The sequence below is a fragment of the Chitinophaga sancti genome, assembly GCF_034424315.1.
Classification (GTDB): domain Bacteria; phylum Bacteroidota; class Bacteroidia; order Chitinophagales; family Chitinophagaceae; genus Chitinophaga; species Chitinophaga sancti.
In genome coordinates, this window is the sequence record NZ_CP139972.1 from 7,041,163 (window position 1) to 7,056,817 (window position 15,655).

Consider the following 15,655-nt stretch of genomic DNA (forward strand, 5'->3'; position numbering starts at 1 on the left):
AGAAAACAAAGTACAATTAACATATGAAACTGATACGATTTGGAGCACCGGGAGCTGAGAAGCCGGGAGTAGTAACCGAAGCTGGCATGTTTGATGTAAGCGCATTCGGTGAAGATTTTGGAGAGCAATTCCTGGCTACAGATGGTCTGAACCGTCTGGCTGCATGGTGGGCACAAAATGAAAAAAATTGTCCTTCCGTGCCTGCAGGTACCCGTCTGGGAAGTCCTATCACAAGGCCTTCTAAGATTATTTGCATTGGTCTGAACTACGCTGACCACGCAAAGGAAACCGGCGCAGCAATTCCACAGGAACCAATCGTATTTTTCAAAAGTACTACCGCGCTGGTAGGGCCGAATGATGATCTGATCATTCCCCGCAACAGTGTAAAAACTGACTGGGAAGTGGAACTGGCTGTGGTAATTGGTAAGAAAACCAGCTATGTGGAAGAGAAAGATGCGCTGGAGTATATAGCCGGTTATGCATTGCACAACGACTATAGCGAGCGGGAATTCCAGCTGGAACGTGGCGGACAATGGGTGAAAGGGAAAAGCAATGACACCTTTGCACCGCTCGGCCCATGGCTGGTAACCAAAGAGGAAATTAAAGATTTAGACAACCTGCGTCTGTGGTTAACCCTGAATGGTAAAACCATGCAGGATGGTACCACAGCCAACCTGATCTTTAAGATCCCATTCCTCGTATCCTACCTGAGCCAGTTTATGACCCTGCTGCCAGGCGATGTGATCTCTACAGGTACACCAGCAGGCGTAGGTTTGGGAATGAAACCAAATGTATATGTAAAAGCCGGGGATGTGATTGAACTGGGTATCGATGGCCTGGGTACATCCAAACAAACAGCGGTTGCTTTCAAATAAGAAAGCTGTAAGACATTTTAATGCGGTCAGACTGCCTTTGCCGTCTGACCGCTAAATTTTCCACTTATTGTATTTCTGACATTTATTTCCTTTAAACTTGTAATTTGCCAGGATATGAAAAGGCACTGTCTTGCGTTAGATTTGAAGAATGATCCGGTTTTGATCGCTGAGTACGAAGCGTATCACAAGGAAATATGGCCGGAGATAAAAAAGAGTATATTAGACAGCGGTATTGTGAATATGGAAATTTACCGTATTATGGATCGTCTCTTTATGATCATGGAAGTAGACGATACCTTTTCATTTGAAAAGAAAGATGCCGCAGATGCAGCTAACCCCAAAGTACAGGAGTGGGAAGCACTGATGTGGAAATACCAGCAGGCATTACCAGTGGCTAAGCCTGGAGAGAAATGGATATTTATGGAGAAGATCTTTGCATTGTAAGAAGAGACTACGACGATAGCGCATTTAGTTAGGAAGCAAACGTTATGAAAAAATGATCATAGACGCTCACCAGCATTTTTGGCAATATCATCCTGTAAGGGATGCCTGGATCACTGATGATATGAAAGTGATTCAGCAGGATTTTCTTCCACAACACCTGCAACCGGTTTTGGCGCAAAACAATGTAGATGGCTGTGTCGCAGTACAGGCAGACCAGTCAGAAGTAGAAACTGATTTCCTGTTGGGCCTTGCTGCCGGGCATGATTTTATTAAAGGCATAGTGGGATGGATAGATCTGCGCGATGCAGATCTTGAATACAGGCTGGCACATTATAGCCAGTTTCCTGTGCTGAAAGGTTTCAGGCATATTGTTCAGGGCGAGCCTGATCCCGCATTTATTATCAGGGAAGACTTTTGCAGGGGTATACATCTCCTTTCCAAATATAATTTTACTTACGACATCCTGGTTTACCCGGTACAACTGCCGGCAGTAAGCACGTTTGTACAAAAATTTCCGGATCACAGGCTGGTAATTGATCATCTGGCCAAGCCTTATATCAGGACCGGGGATGTGGATAACTGGGCTAAACAAATGCGGGCTATCGCGCAGTATCCGCATGTATATTGTAAACTCAGTGGTATGGTTACAGAAGCTGATTGGAACAACTGGGAACCGGCACATTTTGCGCCATTCCTGGAAGTATGCCTGGAAGCTTTTGGCCCCGACAGACTATTGTTTGGCTCCGACTGGCCGGTATGCCAGGTAGCAGGTAGCTATACACAGGTAAAAGCAATTGTAACTGATTATATCAGTAAGCTTTCATCAGCAGAGCAGGCGAAAATAATGGGAGGAAATGCGATTGCATTTTATGGCCTATAAAACTAAACACATAACATTATTCTAAACAATATTTAAATCTTTCACATGGATCTGGGATTAAAGGATAAAGTATTTATTGTTACCGGCGGTGCAAAAGGAATAGGCGAAGCCATCTGCAAACTGATAGCCGCTGAAGGCGGTATTACCGTAGTGACTGGAAGAAATGCAGCCGATAATGATAAAACTATAGCTGCGATCAAAGCTAACGGTGGCAAAGCGTTTAACGTTGCTGCCGAATTGAGCAAAGTGGAAGATTGTAAAAAAGTAATTGACCTGGTAATAGCCGAATATGGCCGCATCGATGGTCTTGTAAACAATGCCGGCGTGAATGACGGAGTGGGCCTGGAAAACGGCAGCCCGGAAAAATTCATGGCCTCTCTTCAGAAAAACCTTTCTCACTATTATAACCTTGCGCACTACGCACTGCCTTACCTGAAAACGACTAAGGGCAGCATCTTAAATATCGGCTCCAAAGTAGCTGAAACCGGTCAGGGTAATACCAGCGGTTACGCAGCCTCAAAAGGTGGTATCAATGCACTGACCCGTGAATGGGCAGTAGAATTGCTGCCTTACGGCATCCGCGTAAATACCGTGATCCCTGCAGAAGTATGGACCCCTCTTTATGAAAACTGGATCAAATCCTTGCCTGATCCAAAGGAGAAACTGGCTGCTATCGTATCTAAAATTCCTTTAGAGAAGAGAATGACCACCTCCGAAGAAATTGCTAACATGACAGTATTTTTATTGTCCAACGCATCGTCTCATACTACCGGCCAGATTATCTATGTAGATGGTGGTTATACCCATCTGGACAGATCTGTGAGCTAGTCTATTTTTTAATGTATTAAAATTTCCACAATGGCCGGAGCCGCAATGCCCACTTCCACAGTTAAAGCAAACATTGATTCGAACAAAAGTTACCTGTTTCCATTTTTACTTGTAACAAGCCTGTTCTTTTTATGGGGATTTGCTTATGGATTGCTCGACATTTTAAATAAGCATTTTCAGGATGTATTGGAAGTTACCAAGAGAAGGTCCACCCTGTTGCAGTTTGCTTATTTCGGCGCTTACTTCCTCATGGCATTACCGGCGGGTTTCTTCATGAATAAATACGGTTACAAAAAGGGTATCCTGTTGGGACTGCTGTTGTATGCAGCAGGTGCATTTTTGTTTTATCCAGCTGCAGGTGCACTGAGTTTCAACGGTTTCCTGGCAGCATTGTTTATCCTTGCCTGCGGTTTGGCCTGTCTTGAAACGGCGGCAAATCCTTATGTAACAGTATTAGGTAAAAGTGAGACGTCCGAGTTTCGCCTCAACTTATCCCAGTGTTTCAATGGCGCGGGTTCCTCATTAGGTGCTTATATCGGCGGACAATTGTTCCTGCAGGAGCAAACAATAGCAGCAGATGCTAAGGACCTCTCTATTGTGCAGACAACCTATCTCGTTATAGGTATCGTTGTGGTCCTGATTGCCATGTTCTTTTTCCGTACTCCTTTACCGGAAATCAGGGAAGATAAGGAGGCTGGAAACGAGGCCGGTATAAAAGCAAGGCCATTATTTTCCCATTCTCATTTTGTATGGGGTATCATTACCCAGTTCTTTTATGTAGCTGCCCAGGTAGGCGTGGCTGCGTTATTCATAAACTATGTCACGGAATACTGGAAGGGCACCAGCAGTAGACAGGCCTCTTCATTACTGGCAATCGGCCTGGGATTATTCCTGGCAGGCAGGTTTGTAGGTACCGCTATCATGCGGAAAATAAGGCCGAATAAGTTGTTGATGGTCTACGCATTTATCAACATGCTCCTTTGCATACTGGTGATTGCCGGCCAGGGAGAGATCTCTGTATATGCGTTGATGGCTATTTTCTTCTTCATGTCTATCATGTTCCCTTCCATCTTTGCCTTAGGAGTAAAAGACCTGGGAATGCATACCAAAAAAGCGTCTTCCTTCCAGATCATGGCCATCGTAGGTGGCGCAATTGTGCCTTATGTAATGGGTACAGTTGCTGATTTACAATCTACAGCCATGGCCTATGTAATACCAATGCTCTGTTTCGCGGTGGTGTTCTACTTTGGTGGCTGGGGCTACAAACAACGATGATTTTCATCATGAAATATGTAAATAGCTTCTGCCATCCGCAGAAGCTATTTTTTTTTGACTACATTCGGTTCATGAATCGCTTATTGCTATTCTTCTCCCTTTTGATCGGTAAGGCGGCCCTTTCACAATCCGTCACACTCACCCTGACCCACGAGGTGAACCATCAGGCTATGCGGGCAAATAAAACTTATTACACCGCACAGGGAGATACCTTTACCATTACGAAGTTCAAATATTATCTCAGTAATTTCTCTTTTACAGATGAACTGGGGCAGGTGCTGACACTTAGCCCCGAATACTTCCTGGTCAGTGAGGATAGTATTGCCAGTAAAAAGATCGTGCTTACAGGATTGCCATTGGGGCGATTTAAGGCCATTTCTTTTATGATCGGCGTGGATAGTATCATGAACTGTACCGGTGCACAAAGCGGCGCTTTAGACCCTGTTTATGGCATGTTCTGGACCTGGAACAGCGGTTATATTATGGCAAAGCTGGAAGGTACCTCTCCGGCCTCCCGCTTACCCGGGCATGCATTGCAGTTTCACATCGGTGGTTACAGGGGTGCACATCAGTCTCAGCGGATAGTACAGCTACCTGTGCCTTTTGAAGTGAGCGCAGAGAAAACTGCTGCCATCAACCTGGTGGCTGATGCCGGCACATGGTTCAATGGCCCAAATCCCATCCGCTTCAGCGAAACGGCGGGTTTTATGACACCGGGTATGATAGGTGACCGGATCGCTGATAATTACAGTCATATGTTTTCCATTAAAATGAAATAATGAATCTGAAGACAACATTTGTAATCATGGCATTCTGCCTGTTCCTGCTGGGCATAAGTTTCAGGGGGAGGGGGCCGGGGCCTGGTGTCACATATGTAACGCTTAGCTTACCTGATAGTCTGCCGAAACCTGCATATGATTTTTCTAAGAATCCATTGACAAAAGAAGGCATTGCACTGGGCAGATACCTGTTCTATGATCCTAAGTTATCAAGGGATAGTTCTGTTTCCTGTGGATTCTGCCATCAGCAGGTCGCGGCATTCGGGCATTTTGACCATGCATTGGCGCATGGCGTATATGGCAGGCTGGGAAAACGTTCTGTACCCACTTTATTCAACCTCATCTGGCAAAAGGATTTCATGTGGGATGGAGGGGTCAATCACCTGGACGTACAACCGATGTCGCCTATCATAGCGGAAAATGAAATGGATATGCCATTGAATGAACTGGTAGAGCGACTTAAGTGTAATGAGAAATACCAGCAGCTATTCAAGGCGGCTTATGGTACGGAAGAGGTGACCAGTCAGCGAATGTTCAAAGCCCTGGTGCAGTTCATGGCCACCATGATCAGCTTTGACAGCAGATATGACAGCGTGAAAAGGGGAGCACCAGGTGTTGCATTCACGGCCGAAGAAGCAGGAGGATACACTACTTTCAGGCAGAAATGTGCTGGCTGTCATAAAGAACCTTTTTTTACAGACTTCAGTGCAAGAAATAATGGACTGCCTTATAGCCCGAATATGAATGATATGGGGCGGATGCGCATCACGAATAATACAGGAGATTATATGAAGTTTAAAGTGCCATCCTTGCGTAATGTATTGGTGAGTGCTCCTTATATGCACGACGGCCGTTTCTTCGATATTTTCCAGGTGTTTGCCATGTATGATCATGGACAGGAGAAAGGAAATACCGTTGATCCTTTAGTACGCGATATGAAATTGTCGCCAAAGGAACAACGGCAGCTCTATATGTTTTTAAACACCCTGACGGATAAACATTTTCTAAAGAATGAAGCCTATAGTGAGGTGATGATAGAAGATTAATTATTTCTTCTTTCTCTTCCAGCAGTCAGCTACGTGATCATCCACCATTCCTGTTGCCTGCATAAATGCATAGCAGATGGTAGAACCTACGAACTTAAATCCACGCTTGAGCAGGTCCTTGCTCATGGCATCAGAAATAGCAGTTTTAGCAGGCACTTCGCCCAGGGATTTGAAATGATTGACGATCGGTTTGCCACCTACAAAACTCCAGATGTATGTATCAAAACTGCCGAATTCCTTTTGTATTTCCAGGAATGCTTTCGCATTGAGGATCGTTCCATTTATTTTGAGGCGGTTACGGATAATACCAGCATCTGCCATGAGTGCTTCAATCTTTTTATCCGTGTATTTGGAAATCTTTTTGGCATCCCAGTGATCAAATGCTTTGCGGTAGTTTTCTCTTTTGGTAAGCACGGTGTACCAGCTCAGGCCAGCCTGGGCACCTTCGAGATTAATCATTTCGAACAAGCGGGTGTCATCGTGCAGGGGAACGCCCCATTCATTGTCGTGGTAGTCTTTATAAAGCTGGTCTTTGGTAGACCAGGAGCAGCGATTTGGTTCCATAGCTGCAATTTAAACAAAAAGGGGGCGACTCATAGGTATTATGAGGCAGGTTTTTACTTTTTATGTGCGATGCTTATGTAAGTGGTATTTCTTTCACCGTTTCATTTCCGGGTAAATCTACTGCTACGATGATTAATTTTCCCCTGGGGGGTAAGTGGCTTGCCTGGTAGTACCAGTTCACGCCATTTCTGCCTAATACAGCCTGCCCTCTTTCCTGTAAATTACCTTGTGCATCGACTACACGTACGCTTATTTCCGCTATCCTAAATTCATCTTTTGCAGTGACCACTACAGTGGTGTCTTCGAAGTGAATATCCTGGATTTCAGGAGATCTGTAAGCATCTTTCACTGCCATATTAAAAGCGTTTTGCCCCGGTCCGGCCAGGGATTTGTAATATGCCTTTATTTCAGGATCCAGCAGGATGACCTTTGCATAAGCCGCCGCAACTTTCATCTTATACCTGGCTTCGAGTTGATTCTTTGTGGGCTTTTTCTTTGACGGACCACGCTTCTTTGCGACAATGATCCTGCCATTCCGTTCGTAAATCGTGATTTCATCGCCGAGGGAACCTCTAACAGCCTGAAGCAGTAAACTGTCTTTAACAATAGCCATAACAAACAATTTTGGGATTATAAGATCAATAATACTGATAAGTATTGGCATATAGTGCATCTTCGTTACTAAATGAGTACTAATACATCGCTTAATGCACACCTCAATATCTAATCGATATACAGGTGACCTTTTAATGTCCTTATAATGATCTTTTGGCCTTAGAGACAGGGTATAGAAAAAGCCTCATCATTTTACATGATGAGGCTTTTTCTATGAGGTGTATAATAGCTTATGCGAGCAATTTAATCAGCGTTTTGACTTTCTGTTTATATACAAGCAGGTCTTCCTTCGTTTGTTTGATAAAACTGTTGTCATCCAGTTTACCTACAACCGCATCCATCTCTGCTTCATTTTCATATGTCATTTTTCTGAATGGATTCTCATAATCCTTCGCCCTGGATTTTTGAATATTTTCTGTCAGGACTGTTTGCGTTTGTATAGAAGCCTGCAAACATTCATCGAAGAAATCGATATTAAAATCAGCAATTGTTTTTTCCTGTACATACAGGAGTGATGCGATAGCATGCTGCAATTTATCCGTAGCATATTGACTGCCTATCTCCTGGTATTTCGCATGCAGATCTGCCCAGCTATTGAGTTTGTTTGCGCGGATCTCTTCTTTCAGTGTATGCAGGGTAGATGCCGGCATCAGTTGTCCGCCTACATTATGCCAGGATTCGCGTTGTGCGGTGAGCGCAATGTTGTGAATAGCTTCAAATGTTTTGATGTCATTTGTTTCTACAAACTGCATGACGTTTTTCACAGCATACAATACGATCAGTGCGCGGAACAGCGGATAGGTTTTGTGTACTTTCAATAAGAGCACTTCACGGTTGCTATTTTCCACACCTTTTACAAGGATCTTTAGTTTCGCTACATCATTGGGGTGATTAAGCAGGAGATCCTGTCCTTTTTGCCGGTAATCCATTTCCGTCAGTTCGCTGTAATCAGTTGCTGTGTGCAGGTACCATGCCTTACCGGTAGCGGCTTCCATCAGTGCCATTGCATGAATCATTTCCTCCACGCTATCAGGTGCCAGGTAATCGTATTCGATCAGCTGTGTCTTATCTGTACGTTTGTCACGATCCAGGTATTTCCAGGAATTACGCGCCAGTGCATACATGTTATGCAGGAACCAGTAGCCGGTCATAATCTTCAGGCAATTATGCTGTTCGTCGTTAATGACCAGGCTGAATGGAAATGGAATGTCCATCTCCGCCATATAGTTGCCTTTGGCGATGAGGGTGAAGGTCGCAAAGCGGGAATTATGTTTCAGGCTTACGCAGAGGCCCGGCCAGAACCCACGTCCTGCAATGATTTCGCCATCGGGGCCTCTTGAATTATGATTGGAACCGATGGTGGCACCGGCAGCCATATTACTCTGGCCCATGATGAGTGCAGCACATAAGAAGGAGTTGTTATGGTGCTGTTCATGTGCCGGGAAGATCAGTGAATTCAATACTTCACAGCAGGAGATAGTGGCGTTGTTCCCTAAGTAGGAGTTGATCAGTCGCGCACCATACTTAAGCTGTGAATGTGATGCCATGATGAAGCGAACCGCTTTTACACCATAGAACACGCGGCATCCATAGCCTACAATGCCGTTCACCAGCTCACATCCTTCACCTATTTGTGTGGTAGCTTCTGCACTACTATTGATGGTAACATTCTTAATTTTATTCGCACCTTTCAGGTAAGCATCTGTGCCGATCATTACATCTTTCAGGATGCTCACATTCTTGATCACACATCGATCGCCTACCATACCGTAATAACCTCGTTTCTTGTCAAACTGTTGTTCGGTAAAGGATTTGAATTGATCCTGCAGCGCCTTGTCGTCGCGGTTGCGTGTCCACAGCCATGCGTCGCCGGGCAGCATGCCATCGAAAGGCATGATAGACCTGCCACCATTTTCGTTGCAGAGCTCCAGCCAGATGCGTACACTTTCGGGTTCGCCATCTTTCACTATACCGTTCCCGAATTTAGCATGACCGGTAGTGGCCATTTCATTCACATTACAGATCATCACTTCATTGCCGATCAGGTAATGGGAGAGGAAGTTCACATTGTGCACAACTACGTTGTCGCCGAAGTCGCAGGAAGCAATTGTACTATTGTACAAGCCCACGGGCAGTCGCAGGTTATGGAATTCCAGGAAGTAGGGTTCCAGTTTACCAATACGTACCAGGCCAAAGAAATGGCAATGCTTAACAAGTTGGGGATTGAACTCATTCGTGACAGAAATATTGTTCCAGTTGTCAGAAGTGTTGTCATTTCTAACAAGGGTCTCTATCTCCAGAGCAGACAGGTGCCGGTAGATGTTTGACTTTCCCCATTGCTGATTACGGAGATAGTATTCATCTTTTCCTTCCGGCAGATAAGGCGCTGCTACAAAATTGTACCCCAGCTCAGTGAGCGGTTTTTTCTGTATCAGGTTCATGTAAGCGGTTTGATATTATTCAACAGTCACAGACTTCGCCAGGTTTCTTGGCTTATCCACATCATATCCTTTCAGTACGCCCACGTGGTAGGCCAGCAGCTGTAAAGGAATTACGGAAACGATTGGTGCTACCAGTTCGTCTGCTTCCGGTACCGTGATCACATCGTCTGCCATAGCAGGAATGGTGAGGTCACCTTCTGTTACTACGGCAATGACCTTGCCTTTGCGGGCTTTGATCTCCTGGATGTTGGAAACTACTTTCTCATAATAGCTGTCGCGTGTAGCCACAAAGACCACGGGCAGGTTTTCATCTACCAGTGCGATAGGGCCATGTTTCATTTCGGCAGCAGGGTATCCTTCTGCGTGTATATAAGAGATCTCTTTCAGTTTGAGTGCACCTTCCAGCGCTACGGGGAAATTGTAGCCACGACCCAGGTAAAGGAAGTCGCGTGCATCTTTGTATTTAGCTGCGATCGCTTTGATCTGCTCGTTCAGTTGCAGGGCAGCAGCTACTTTTTCAGGAATGTGATCCAGCTCATCGAGCAGGTGCTGGAAACGCTGTTCGGTAATAGTGCCTTTTTCCATGGCTACTTTCAAACCAATCAGGCAAAGCACTGCCAGCTGGGCGGTGAAGGCTTTGGTACTTGCCACGCCGATTTCAGGACCGGCATGTGTATAAGCACCTGCATCAGAAATACGTGCAATGGAAGAACCTACTACGTTACACACACCTAAGATGGTTGCGCCCTTTTTCTTGGCAGCTTCAATAGCCACGAGGGTATCGGCAGTTTCGCCGGATTGTGATACTGCTATGATCACATCACCTTCGCCTACCACCGGGTTGCGGTAGCGGAACTCAGAAGCATATTCTACTTCTACGGGTATGCGGCACAGTTCTTCGATCATATATTCTGCTACCAGGCCGGCATGCCAGGAAGTGCCACAGGCTACAATGATAATACGCTTAGCCGCTGCCAGTTGTGACAGGTGATCGCGGATACCACCGATCGTCAATGTTCCTTTTTTAGCATCCAGGCGGCCACGTAAGCTATCGAGAATTGTTTGTGGTTGTTCAAACACCTCTTTGAGCATGAAGTGATCAAAACCGCCTTTTTCAATAGCAGCCAGTTCAATATCCAGTTTCTGTATATAAGGTGTTTGTCTTTCGTTGGAGATATTTTTCAGGATCAGTTCATCTGCCTTGATGATGGCGATTTCGTAATCGTTCACATATACAACTTCTTTTGTATACTCTACGATAGGTGAGGCATCGGAAGCGAGAAAATGTTCGCCTTTGCCTACACCGATTACGAGTGGGCTACCTTTACGTGCAGCGATCAGCGTATCAGGGTTATCTTCGTCTATGATCACGATCACGTAGGCACCTACCACTCTCTTCAGGGCAATACGGAGGGCTTCTTCCAGGCTGCATTGATTGCTTTGCTGGATCTCTTCAATGAAGTGGATCAGTACTTCGGTATCGGTATCGCTGGTGAAATGGTGTCCTTTATTCAGCAATTCCTGTTTCAGCTGGGTATAGTTTTCAATGATCCCATTATGGATCATTGCCAGCTTGCCATTACCTGAAACATGGGGATGTGAGTTCCGGTCACAGGGTTCGCCATGGGTGGCCCAGCGGGTATGACCAATTGCAATGTGACTACTTGTGTTCTTTCCGGTCAGGTAATCTTCCAGTTCGGATACTTTACCTTTTTTCTTATAGACCTTGAGGCCGTCATTTATCAGGGCAACACCGGCACTATCATAACCGCGATATTCAAGCCTTTTTAATCCTTTAAGAACGATGGGGTAGGCCTCTCGTTGGCCTATATAAGCGACTATTCCGCACATAATATTTTTCAGTTTTACATGGAGATGGGCTGCAATATGCCTAAAAAATGTGAAAATCATACAGATAATGGGTAAGAAAGTTTAAATATAATCTAATGATGATGATAGGGTTAGGGGGATAAAGCTGTGGGGAATGCGGAGAAAATGCGTAATTTGTCGCAGAAATTGAATAAGTTATCCTATGAGATATGTTGTAATATTACTGTTATGCTGTATAGCATGCCAGCAGCCATTGTCTGAGCGGCAGCCGGTACCTGTGTCAGAAGACAGTACGTTCCTGACCGGTGTTTTTTATCTCGTAAGGCATGCGCAGGAGTGCGATTCCACAATGCTCACTGATAGTGGCTATGCGAAGGCAGGTGCCTTGTACCGGACGCTGAAAGACTCCGGGGTACAACGTATATATATTACTCCATATGCTTCTGCCAGGGAAACTGCAGAATCACTCAGAGCCTATTTAAATATAGATACGGTTACCTATACACCTGATTCTTCAGGGGAGGGATTGCTGTACGAAATTACCCGCAGAGAAGACTGGGGCAAGCGCTTGTTGATCATAGGGCAACAAAAAACACTGGTGCCAGTGATTCATTCATTGAAATCAAAGACACCAGTAGATTCCGTCAAAGAAGCGGATTATAGTAGTTTATTTATCGTTCGGAAAAGCAGGGATACGGCCGTTTGTAAGCGTATCCGGTATTAAAGCAGGGTGCCTTTCATAAGGGCAAAGGCTACTGAGAAATAAATCAGTAATCCCGTTACATCCACCAGTGTAGCCACAAAAGGGGCGGAAGAAGTAGCAGGGTCAGCACCCAGTCTTTTCAGGATCAGCGGTAGCATAGAACCGGATAGGGTTCCCCACAATACTACGCCTATCAGTGAAATACCCACTGTAAGGCCTACCAATATGGAATGCTCTCCATAACTATGGAAGAGAGAGTTCCAGAATACAATCCTGATAAAACCGATTATACCCAGTACGCCACCCAGCAGCAGGCCGGAAATGATCTCACGGCGCATTACTCTCCACCAGTCCGTCAGGGTAATTTCACCCAGTGCCATAGCCTGGATAATGAGAGTAGAGGCCTGTGAACCACTGTTACCTCCACTGGAAATAATTAGTGGAACGAACAATGCCAGTACGACTGCTTTGGCGATTTCACCTTCGAAAAAGGCCATGGCAGTAGCAGTAAGCATTTCACCTATAAAGAGGATCACGAGCCAGCCAATACGTTTCTTTACCAGCTTTAACAGGGGGATATCAAGATAAGGTTCATCCAGGGCCTCGGTACCACCGATCTTCTGGATATCTTCTGTGTGTTCTTCGTTTGCAATCCACAACATATCGTCGATGGTCACGATACCGAGCAGGATCCCTTCGTCGTCCACTACAGGGAGGGCGACCCGGTTCTCCATCCTGAAGATCTGGATGGCTTCTTCCTGTTCATCATTTACATGCAGGGCTACGAAGCGGTCATCCATCAGGGTGTGCACCATGGTATCGGTGGCTACCAGCAGGAATTCCCTGATCCTGAAGTCATCGATCAGCTTACCCTTTTCATCCACCACATATATTACATCGATCGTTTCACTATCCTTACCGTATTCACGGATGAAGTCCAGTACCTGCTTTACCGACCATTCTTCCCTGACAGCAATGTAGTCAGGCGTCATGATACGGCCTACGCTGGTCTCATTATAACCCAGCAGGCTCAGGGTGATCTTGCGTTCCTCGGGGTTGAGGAGCTTGATCAGTTCTTTTACAACATCACTATGCAGTTCTCCCAAAAAGGAAGTACGGTCATCGGCAGGGAGCTCGTTCAGCAGCTCAGCTACTTTGGCAGCAGGCAATTCCCTGATCACATCTTCCTGGACATGGAATTCCAATATCCTGAAAGCAGCCGCTGCCCGGCCTATGGACAAATTATTAATAATAATGCCCGCCTGCTCCGGCAATTCATGAATGAGTTCTGCTATATCAGTAATGAGCTGGTCATCCAGGTACACTCTCAGTTCCTGGTAGCCTTGCTCCTTGATCAGCTGCTCAAATTTTTCCAGTAAAGCTTCATTTTCCATAGTCCAAAAGGCTGTCAGGTGGCGAAATTAAAGAAAGTTGGCGTTGGAACATCACAATATCTCTGCCACATGCTTACGAATGTTGGCAGAAATAGTGTCTGTCGGCAGGTCATTGGCATCAAAACCAAATGGGTCCTCGATTTCCTCTGCAATCAGCTCAAGGCTGGCCAGTACATAGAAAATGAAAACCACAATAGGCACGATCAGGAAACCTACCGTAAATACGTAGCCAAAAGGTAAGGTCATTACATAGAAGAAAATGAACTTCTTAATAAATACACTGTAAGAAAAGGGAATAGGCGTGTTCCTGATCCGCTCACAGGCTCCACAAACATCCGTAAAAGCTGTCAGTTCATCCTTTATAAGAATTAACTGGTCGCCTGAAAGCTGCTGCTTGCGGTACAGATCATTGACATGTGCCATGATCTGACCGGCTATCTGGTTAGGAACATGTTTCTTATCATCTATAGGAGCACCCTGGCTCAGATCCATTTCTTCCACCAGGTACCTGGCGCGCAGATGATTTTTAAGCGCATATGCATAATTGGGAATCATGGCCCTGAAAAAATCCCTGGAAGCAGTGTTGCTCACCGGCAACATCGAATTGAGCTTGATGGCCAGGTTACGGCTGTTGTTCACGAGGCTACCCCACAGGCGACGACCTTCCCACCAGCGATCATAAGCGGTATTAGTACGGAATACGAGTAACAGGGAGATAACAAACCCCAGCACACTATGCACAAACACAATATTTTTCCATTCAGCAATATCAGACAGATGCAGGACTTTTAGCTCTAAAAGAGCGACCACAGCTGAATAACAACCAATGGCAATGAACATGGGGAACAACTTGCGTACAGTATCGGCCTTATGTATCCTGAATATAAATGTAAACCAGGCCTTTGGATTGTAATCAATCATCTTTGAACGTTAGATTTCCGCAAACCTAAAATTTTTATGCCTGATTTTGATAACTTCTTCCTTTACCTTTACTTTACGAAGTTTTAACAGCTATATGATTAAACCATATTTATACGTCGATAAGACAAAGGGCAAGGGCCGTGGTGTATTTACAAAAGAGAGAATACCTGCAGGTACCAGAATAGAGACCTCGCCTGTACTCGTTTTATCTTATGATGACACGGAAATCGTGGATAAGACAAAGTTGCATAATTACATTTTTTTGTGGGGTGTGCGTGAAACCCGTTCCTGCATAGCACTGGGTTTTTGTTCCATCTACAACCACTCTTACGATCCCAATTGCATATACGAAATGGATTTTGATGAAGAAACCATGAGTATCATCACCCGTAGAGAGATTAAGAAGGGAGAAGAATTGCAGATCAACTACAATGGAGATCCTTCTGACTCGGCGCCTGTTTGGTTCGATGTCAGAAAGAAATAATTAACATAATAGACCGATTGTCTCAATAAAAGGAATTGAATAATTCCTTATTATTGTATCTAGATATATAAGTACTTATATAATTCATGAGTTTCTATTCTTCTTTAGGCTTCCTGGTCTTTGGCAGCCGCTTACGGCGATTGAGTGAATACTTCCTGAGCGAGGTAAATAAGGTATATGAGCAGGCAGGGATTCCTTTTGAGGCCAGCTGGTTTCCGGTGTTTTACATATTAGGCAAAGAGCAGCCCATGCCGCTGATCGACATTGCAGCACAGCTGGAAGTAAGTCACTCAGCGATCAGTCAGCTGGTAACCAGCCTGAAAAAGAAGGGCCTGGTGAAAACCGCTCCCTGCCCGGATGATGGACGCCGTCAGCTGGTGATGCTCAGTAAGAAAGGTGAAGAAATGCTGCAACAGATTCAGCCTATATGGGTCGCCATTTCCCAGGCTATGACCGAACTGGCGGATGAAAACAAAATGAGCAGACAGGTGTTGGAAGCAGTGACTGCTGTGGAAAACAGTGTGGAAGCAGCAGCTTTGTCCACCAGGATTTTAAAAGCAATGAAATAACGATTTA

The 15,655-nt window shown here is 45.2% G+C and carries 16 protein-coding genes; 10 read left to right on the plus strand and 6 right to left on the minus strand.

The window, feature by feature from the left end; translation table 11 throughout:
- Window positions 1-23 precede the first annotated feature (23 nt).
- From U0033_RS27785 to U0033_RS27815, 7 genes are all read left to right on the plus strand, one after another.
- Window positions 24-875: a fumarylacetoacetate hydrolase family protein gene (locus U0033_RS27785; protein WP_072359813.1), complete on the plus strand. Its 852-nt coding sequence runs from the start codon at window positions 24-26 to the stop codon at window positions 873-875.
- A 114-nt stretch (window positions 876-989) separates the two neighbouring features.
- Window positions 990-1,319, plus strand: coding sequence for an L-rhamnose mutarotase (locus tag U0033_RS27790; protein WP_072359811.1), 330 nt, complete (start codon window positions 990-992; stop codon window positions 1,317-1,319).
- A 52-nt stretch (window positions 1,320-1,371) separates the two neighbouring features.
- Window positions 1,372-2,199 (plus strand): amidohydrolase family protein, encoded by an 828-nt coding sequence (locus U0033_RS27795; protein WP_072359808.1) that lies wholly within the window; start codon window positions 1,372-1,374, stop codon window positions 2,197-2,199.
- A 45-nt stretch (window positions 2,200-2,244) separates the two neighbouring features.
- Window positions 2,245-3,027, plus strand: a complete 783-nt coding sequence (locus tag U0033_RS27800; protein ID WP_072359806.1) for an L-fucose dehydrogenase — start codon at window positions 2,245-2,247, stop codon at window positions 3,025-3,027.
- Between the two features lie 30 nt (window positions 3,028-3,057).
- Window positions 3,058-4,302 carry an L-fucose:H+ symporter permease gene (fucP, locus tag U0033_RS27805; protein WP_072359803.1) on the plus strand — a complete coding sequence of 415 codons (1,245 nt, stop codon included), beginning with the start codon at window positions 3,058-3,060 and terminating at the stop codon, window positions 4,300-4,302.
- A gap of 71 nt (window positions 4,303-4,373) precedes the next feature.
- Window positions 4,374-5,081: an MbnP family protein gene (locus U0033_RS27810; RefSeq protein ID WP_143150699.1), complete on the plus strand. Its 708-nt coding sequence runs from the start codon at window positions 4,374-4,376 to the stop codon at window positions 5,079-5,081.
- Window positions 5,081-6,127: a cytochrome-c peroxidase gene (locus tag U0033_RS27815; protein WP_072359799.1), complete on the plus strand. Its 1,047-nt coding sequence runs from the start codon at window positions 5,081-5,083 to the stop codon at window positions 6,125-6,127. Before U0033_RS27810 ends, U0033_RS27815 begins: the two co-directional genes overlap by 1 nt.
- Here the strand turns inward: U0033_RS27815 and U0033_RS27820 are convergent, their stop codons facing one another.
- The 4 genes from U0033_RS27820 to glmS all read right to left on the minus strand — a co-directional run bounded on the left by U0033_RS27820 (window position 6,128) and on the right by glmS (window position 11,598).
- Window positions 6,128-6,691 carry a DNA-3-methyladenine glycosylase I gene (locus tag U0033_RS27820; protein WP_072359797.1) on the minus strand — a complete coding sequence of 188 codons (564 nt, stop codon included), beginning with the start codon at window positions 6,689-6,691 and terminating at the stop codon, window positions 6,128-6,130.
- A gap of 73 nt (window positions 6,692-6,764) precedes the next feature.
- Window positions 6,765-7,304, minus strand: a complete 540-nt coding sequence (locus U0033_RS27825) for a hypothetical protein (protein WP_072359795.1) — start codon at window positions 7,302-7,304, stop codon at window positions 6,765-6,767.
- Between the two features lie 232 nt (window positions 7,305-7,536).
- Window positions 7,537-9,747, minus strand: coding sequence for a DUF4954 family protein (locus tag U0033_RS27830; RefSeq protein WP_072359793.1), 2,211 nt, complete (start codon window positions 9,745-9,747; stop codon window positions 7,537-7,539).
- Window positions 9,748-9,762: 15 nt separating this feature from the next.
- Entirely contained in the window at window positions 9,763-11,598 is a 1,836-nt protein-coding gene (gene glmS, locus U0033_RS27835) for a glutamine--fructose-6-phosphate transaminase (isomerizing) (protein ID WP_072360248.1), read from the minus strand.
- A gap of 181 nt (window positions 11,599-11,779) precedes the next feature.
- Here glmS and U0033_RS27840 point away from each other — a divergent pair, with 181 nt between their 5' ends.
- The gene (locus U0033_RS27840) at window positions 11,780-12,301 is read left to right on the plus strand and encodes a histidine phosphatase family protein (RefSeq protein ID WP_072359791.1); all 522 of its coding nucleotides are present in this window, start codon (window positions 11,780-11,782) and stop codon (window positions 12,299-12,301) included.
- On the opposite strand, the gene mgtE is transcribed toward U0033_RS27840, so the two are convergent.
- Together mgtE and U0033_RS27850 are read right to left on the minus strand one after the other, a co-directional pair.
- On the minus strand, window positions 12,298-13,674 hold the full coding sequence (gene mgtE / locus U0033_RS27845) for a magnesium transporter (protein WP_072359789.1): 1,377 nt from the start codon (window positions 13,672-13,674) through the stop codon (window positions 12,298-12,300). The genes U0033_RS27840 and mgtE overlap by 4 nt on opposite strands.
- Before the next feature lie 51 nt (window positions 13,675-13,725).
- Complete coding sequence (locus U0033_RS27850; RefSeq protein WP_072359787.1) at window positions 13,726-14,595, minus strand: bestrophin family protein; 870 nt, start codon at window positions 14,593-14,595, stop codon at window positions 13,726-13,728.
- A 94-nt stretch (window positions 14,596-14,689) separates the two neighbouring features.
- Between U0033_RS27850 and U0033_RS27855 the strand changes: the two genes are divergently transcribed.
- Both U0033_RS27855 and U0033_RS27860 read left to right on the plus strand, forming a co-directional pair.
- Window positions 14,690-15,079 carry an SET domain-containing protein gene (locus tag U0033_RS27855; RefSeq protein ID WP_072359785.1) on the plus strand — a complete coding sequence of 130 codons (390 nt, stop codon included), beginning with the start codon at window positions 14,690-14,692 and terminating at the stop codon, window positions 15,077-15,079.
- Window positions 15,080-15,165: 86 nt separating this feature from the next.
- Window positions 15,166-15,648, plus strand: a complete 483-nt coding sequence (locus tag U0033_RS27860) for a MarR family winged helix-turn-helix transcriptional regulator (protein ID WP_072359783.1) — start codon at window positions 15,166-15,168, stop codon at window positions 15,646-15,648.
- The last annotated feature ends 7 nt before the right edge of the window (window positions 15,649-15,655 follow it).

Excerpts from the sequence above, each read along its gene's own strand:
- U0033_RS27825 (WP_072359795.1), bottom strand. The coding sequence starts at position 7,304 with ATGGCTATTGTTAAAGACAGTTTACTGCTTCAGGCTGTTAGAGGTTCC.
- glmS (WP_072360248.1), bottom strand. The coding sequence starts at position 11,598 with ATGTGCGGAATAGTCGCTTATATAGGCCAACGAGAGGCCTACCCCATC.
- U0033_RS27820 (WP_072359797.1), bottom strand. The coding sequence starts at position 6,691 with ATGGAACCAAATCGCTGCTCCTGGTCTACCAAAGACCAGCTTTATAAA.
- U0033_RS27785 (WP_072359813.1), top strand. The coding sequence starts at position 24 with ATGAAACTGATACGATTTGGAGCACCGGGAGCTGAGAAGCCGGGAGTA.
- U0033_RS27830 (WP_072359793.1), bottom strand. The coding sequence starts at position 9,747 with ATGAACCTGATACAGAAAAAACCGCTCACTGAGCTGGGGTACAATTTT.
- U0033_RS27795 (WP_072359808.1), top strand. The coding sequence starts at position 1,372 with ATGATCATAGACGCTCACCAGCATTTTTGGCAATATCATCCTGTAAGG.
- U0033_RS27860 (WP_072359783.1), top strand. The coding sequence starts at position 15,166 with ATGAGTTTCTATTCTTCTTTAGGCTTCCTGGTCTTTGGCAGCCGCTTA.
- fucP (WP_072359803.1), top strand. The coding sequence starts at position 3,058 with ATGGCCGGAGCCGCAATGCCCACTTCCACAGTTAAAGCAAACATTGAT.
- U0033_RS27855 (WP_072359785.1), top strand. The coding sequence starts at position 14,690 with ATGATTAAACCATATTTATACGTCGATAAGACAAAGGGCAAGGGCCGT.
- U0033_RS27800 (WP_072359806.1), top strand. The coding sequence starts at position 2,245 with ATGGATCTGGGATTAAAGGATAAAGTATTTATTGTTACCGGCGGTGCA.
- U0033_RS27850 (WP_072359787.1), bottom strand. The coding sequence starts at position 14,595 with ATGATTGATTACAATCCAAAGGCCTGGTTTACATTTATATTCAGGATA.
- U0033_RS27840 (WP_072359791.1), top strand. The coding sequence starts at position 11,780 with ATGAGATATGTTGTAATATTACTGTTATGCTGTATAGCATGCCAGCAG.
- mgtE (WP_072359789.1), bottom strand. The coding sequence starts at position 13,674 with ATGGAAAATGAAGCTTTACTGGAAAAATTTGAGCAGCTGATCAAGGAG.
- U0033_RS27815 (WP_072359799.1), top strand. The coding sequence starts at position 5,081 with ATGAATCTGAAGACAACATTTGTAATCATGGCATTCTGCCTGTTCCTG.
- U0033_RS27790 (WP_072359811.1), top strand. The coding sequence starts at position 990 with ATGAAAAGGCACTGTCTTGCGTTAGATTTGAAGAATGATCCGGTTTTG.
- U0033_RS27810 (WP_143150699.1), top strand. The coding sequence starts at position 4,374 with ATGAATCGCTTATTGCTATTCTTCTCCCTTTTGATCGGTAAGGCGGCC.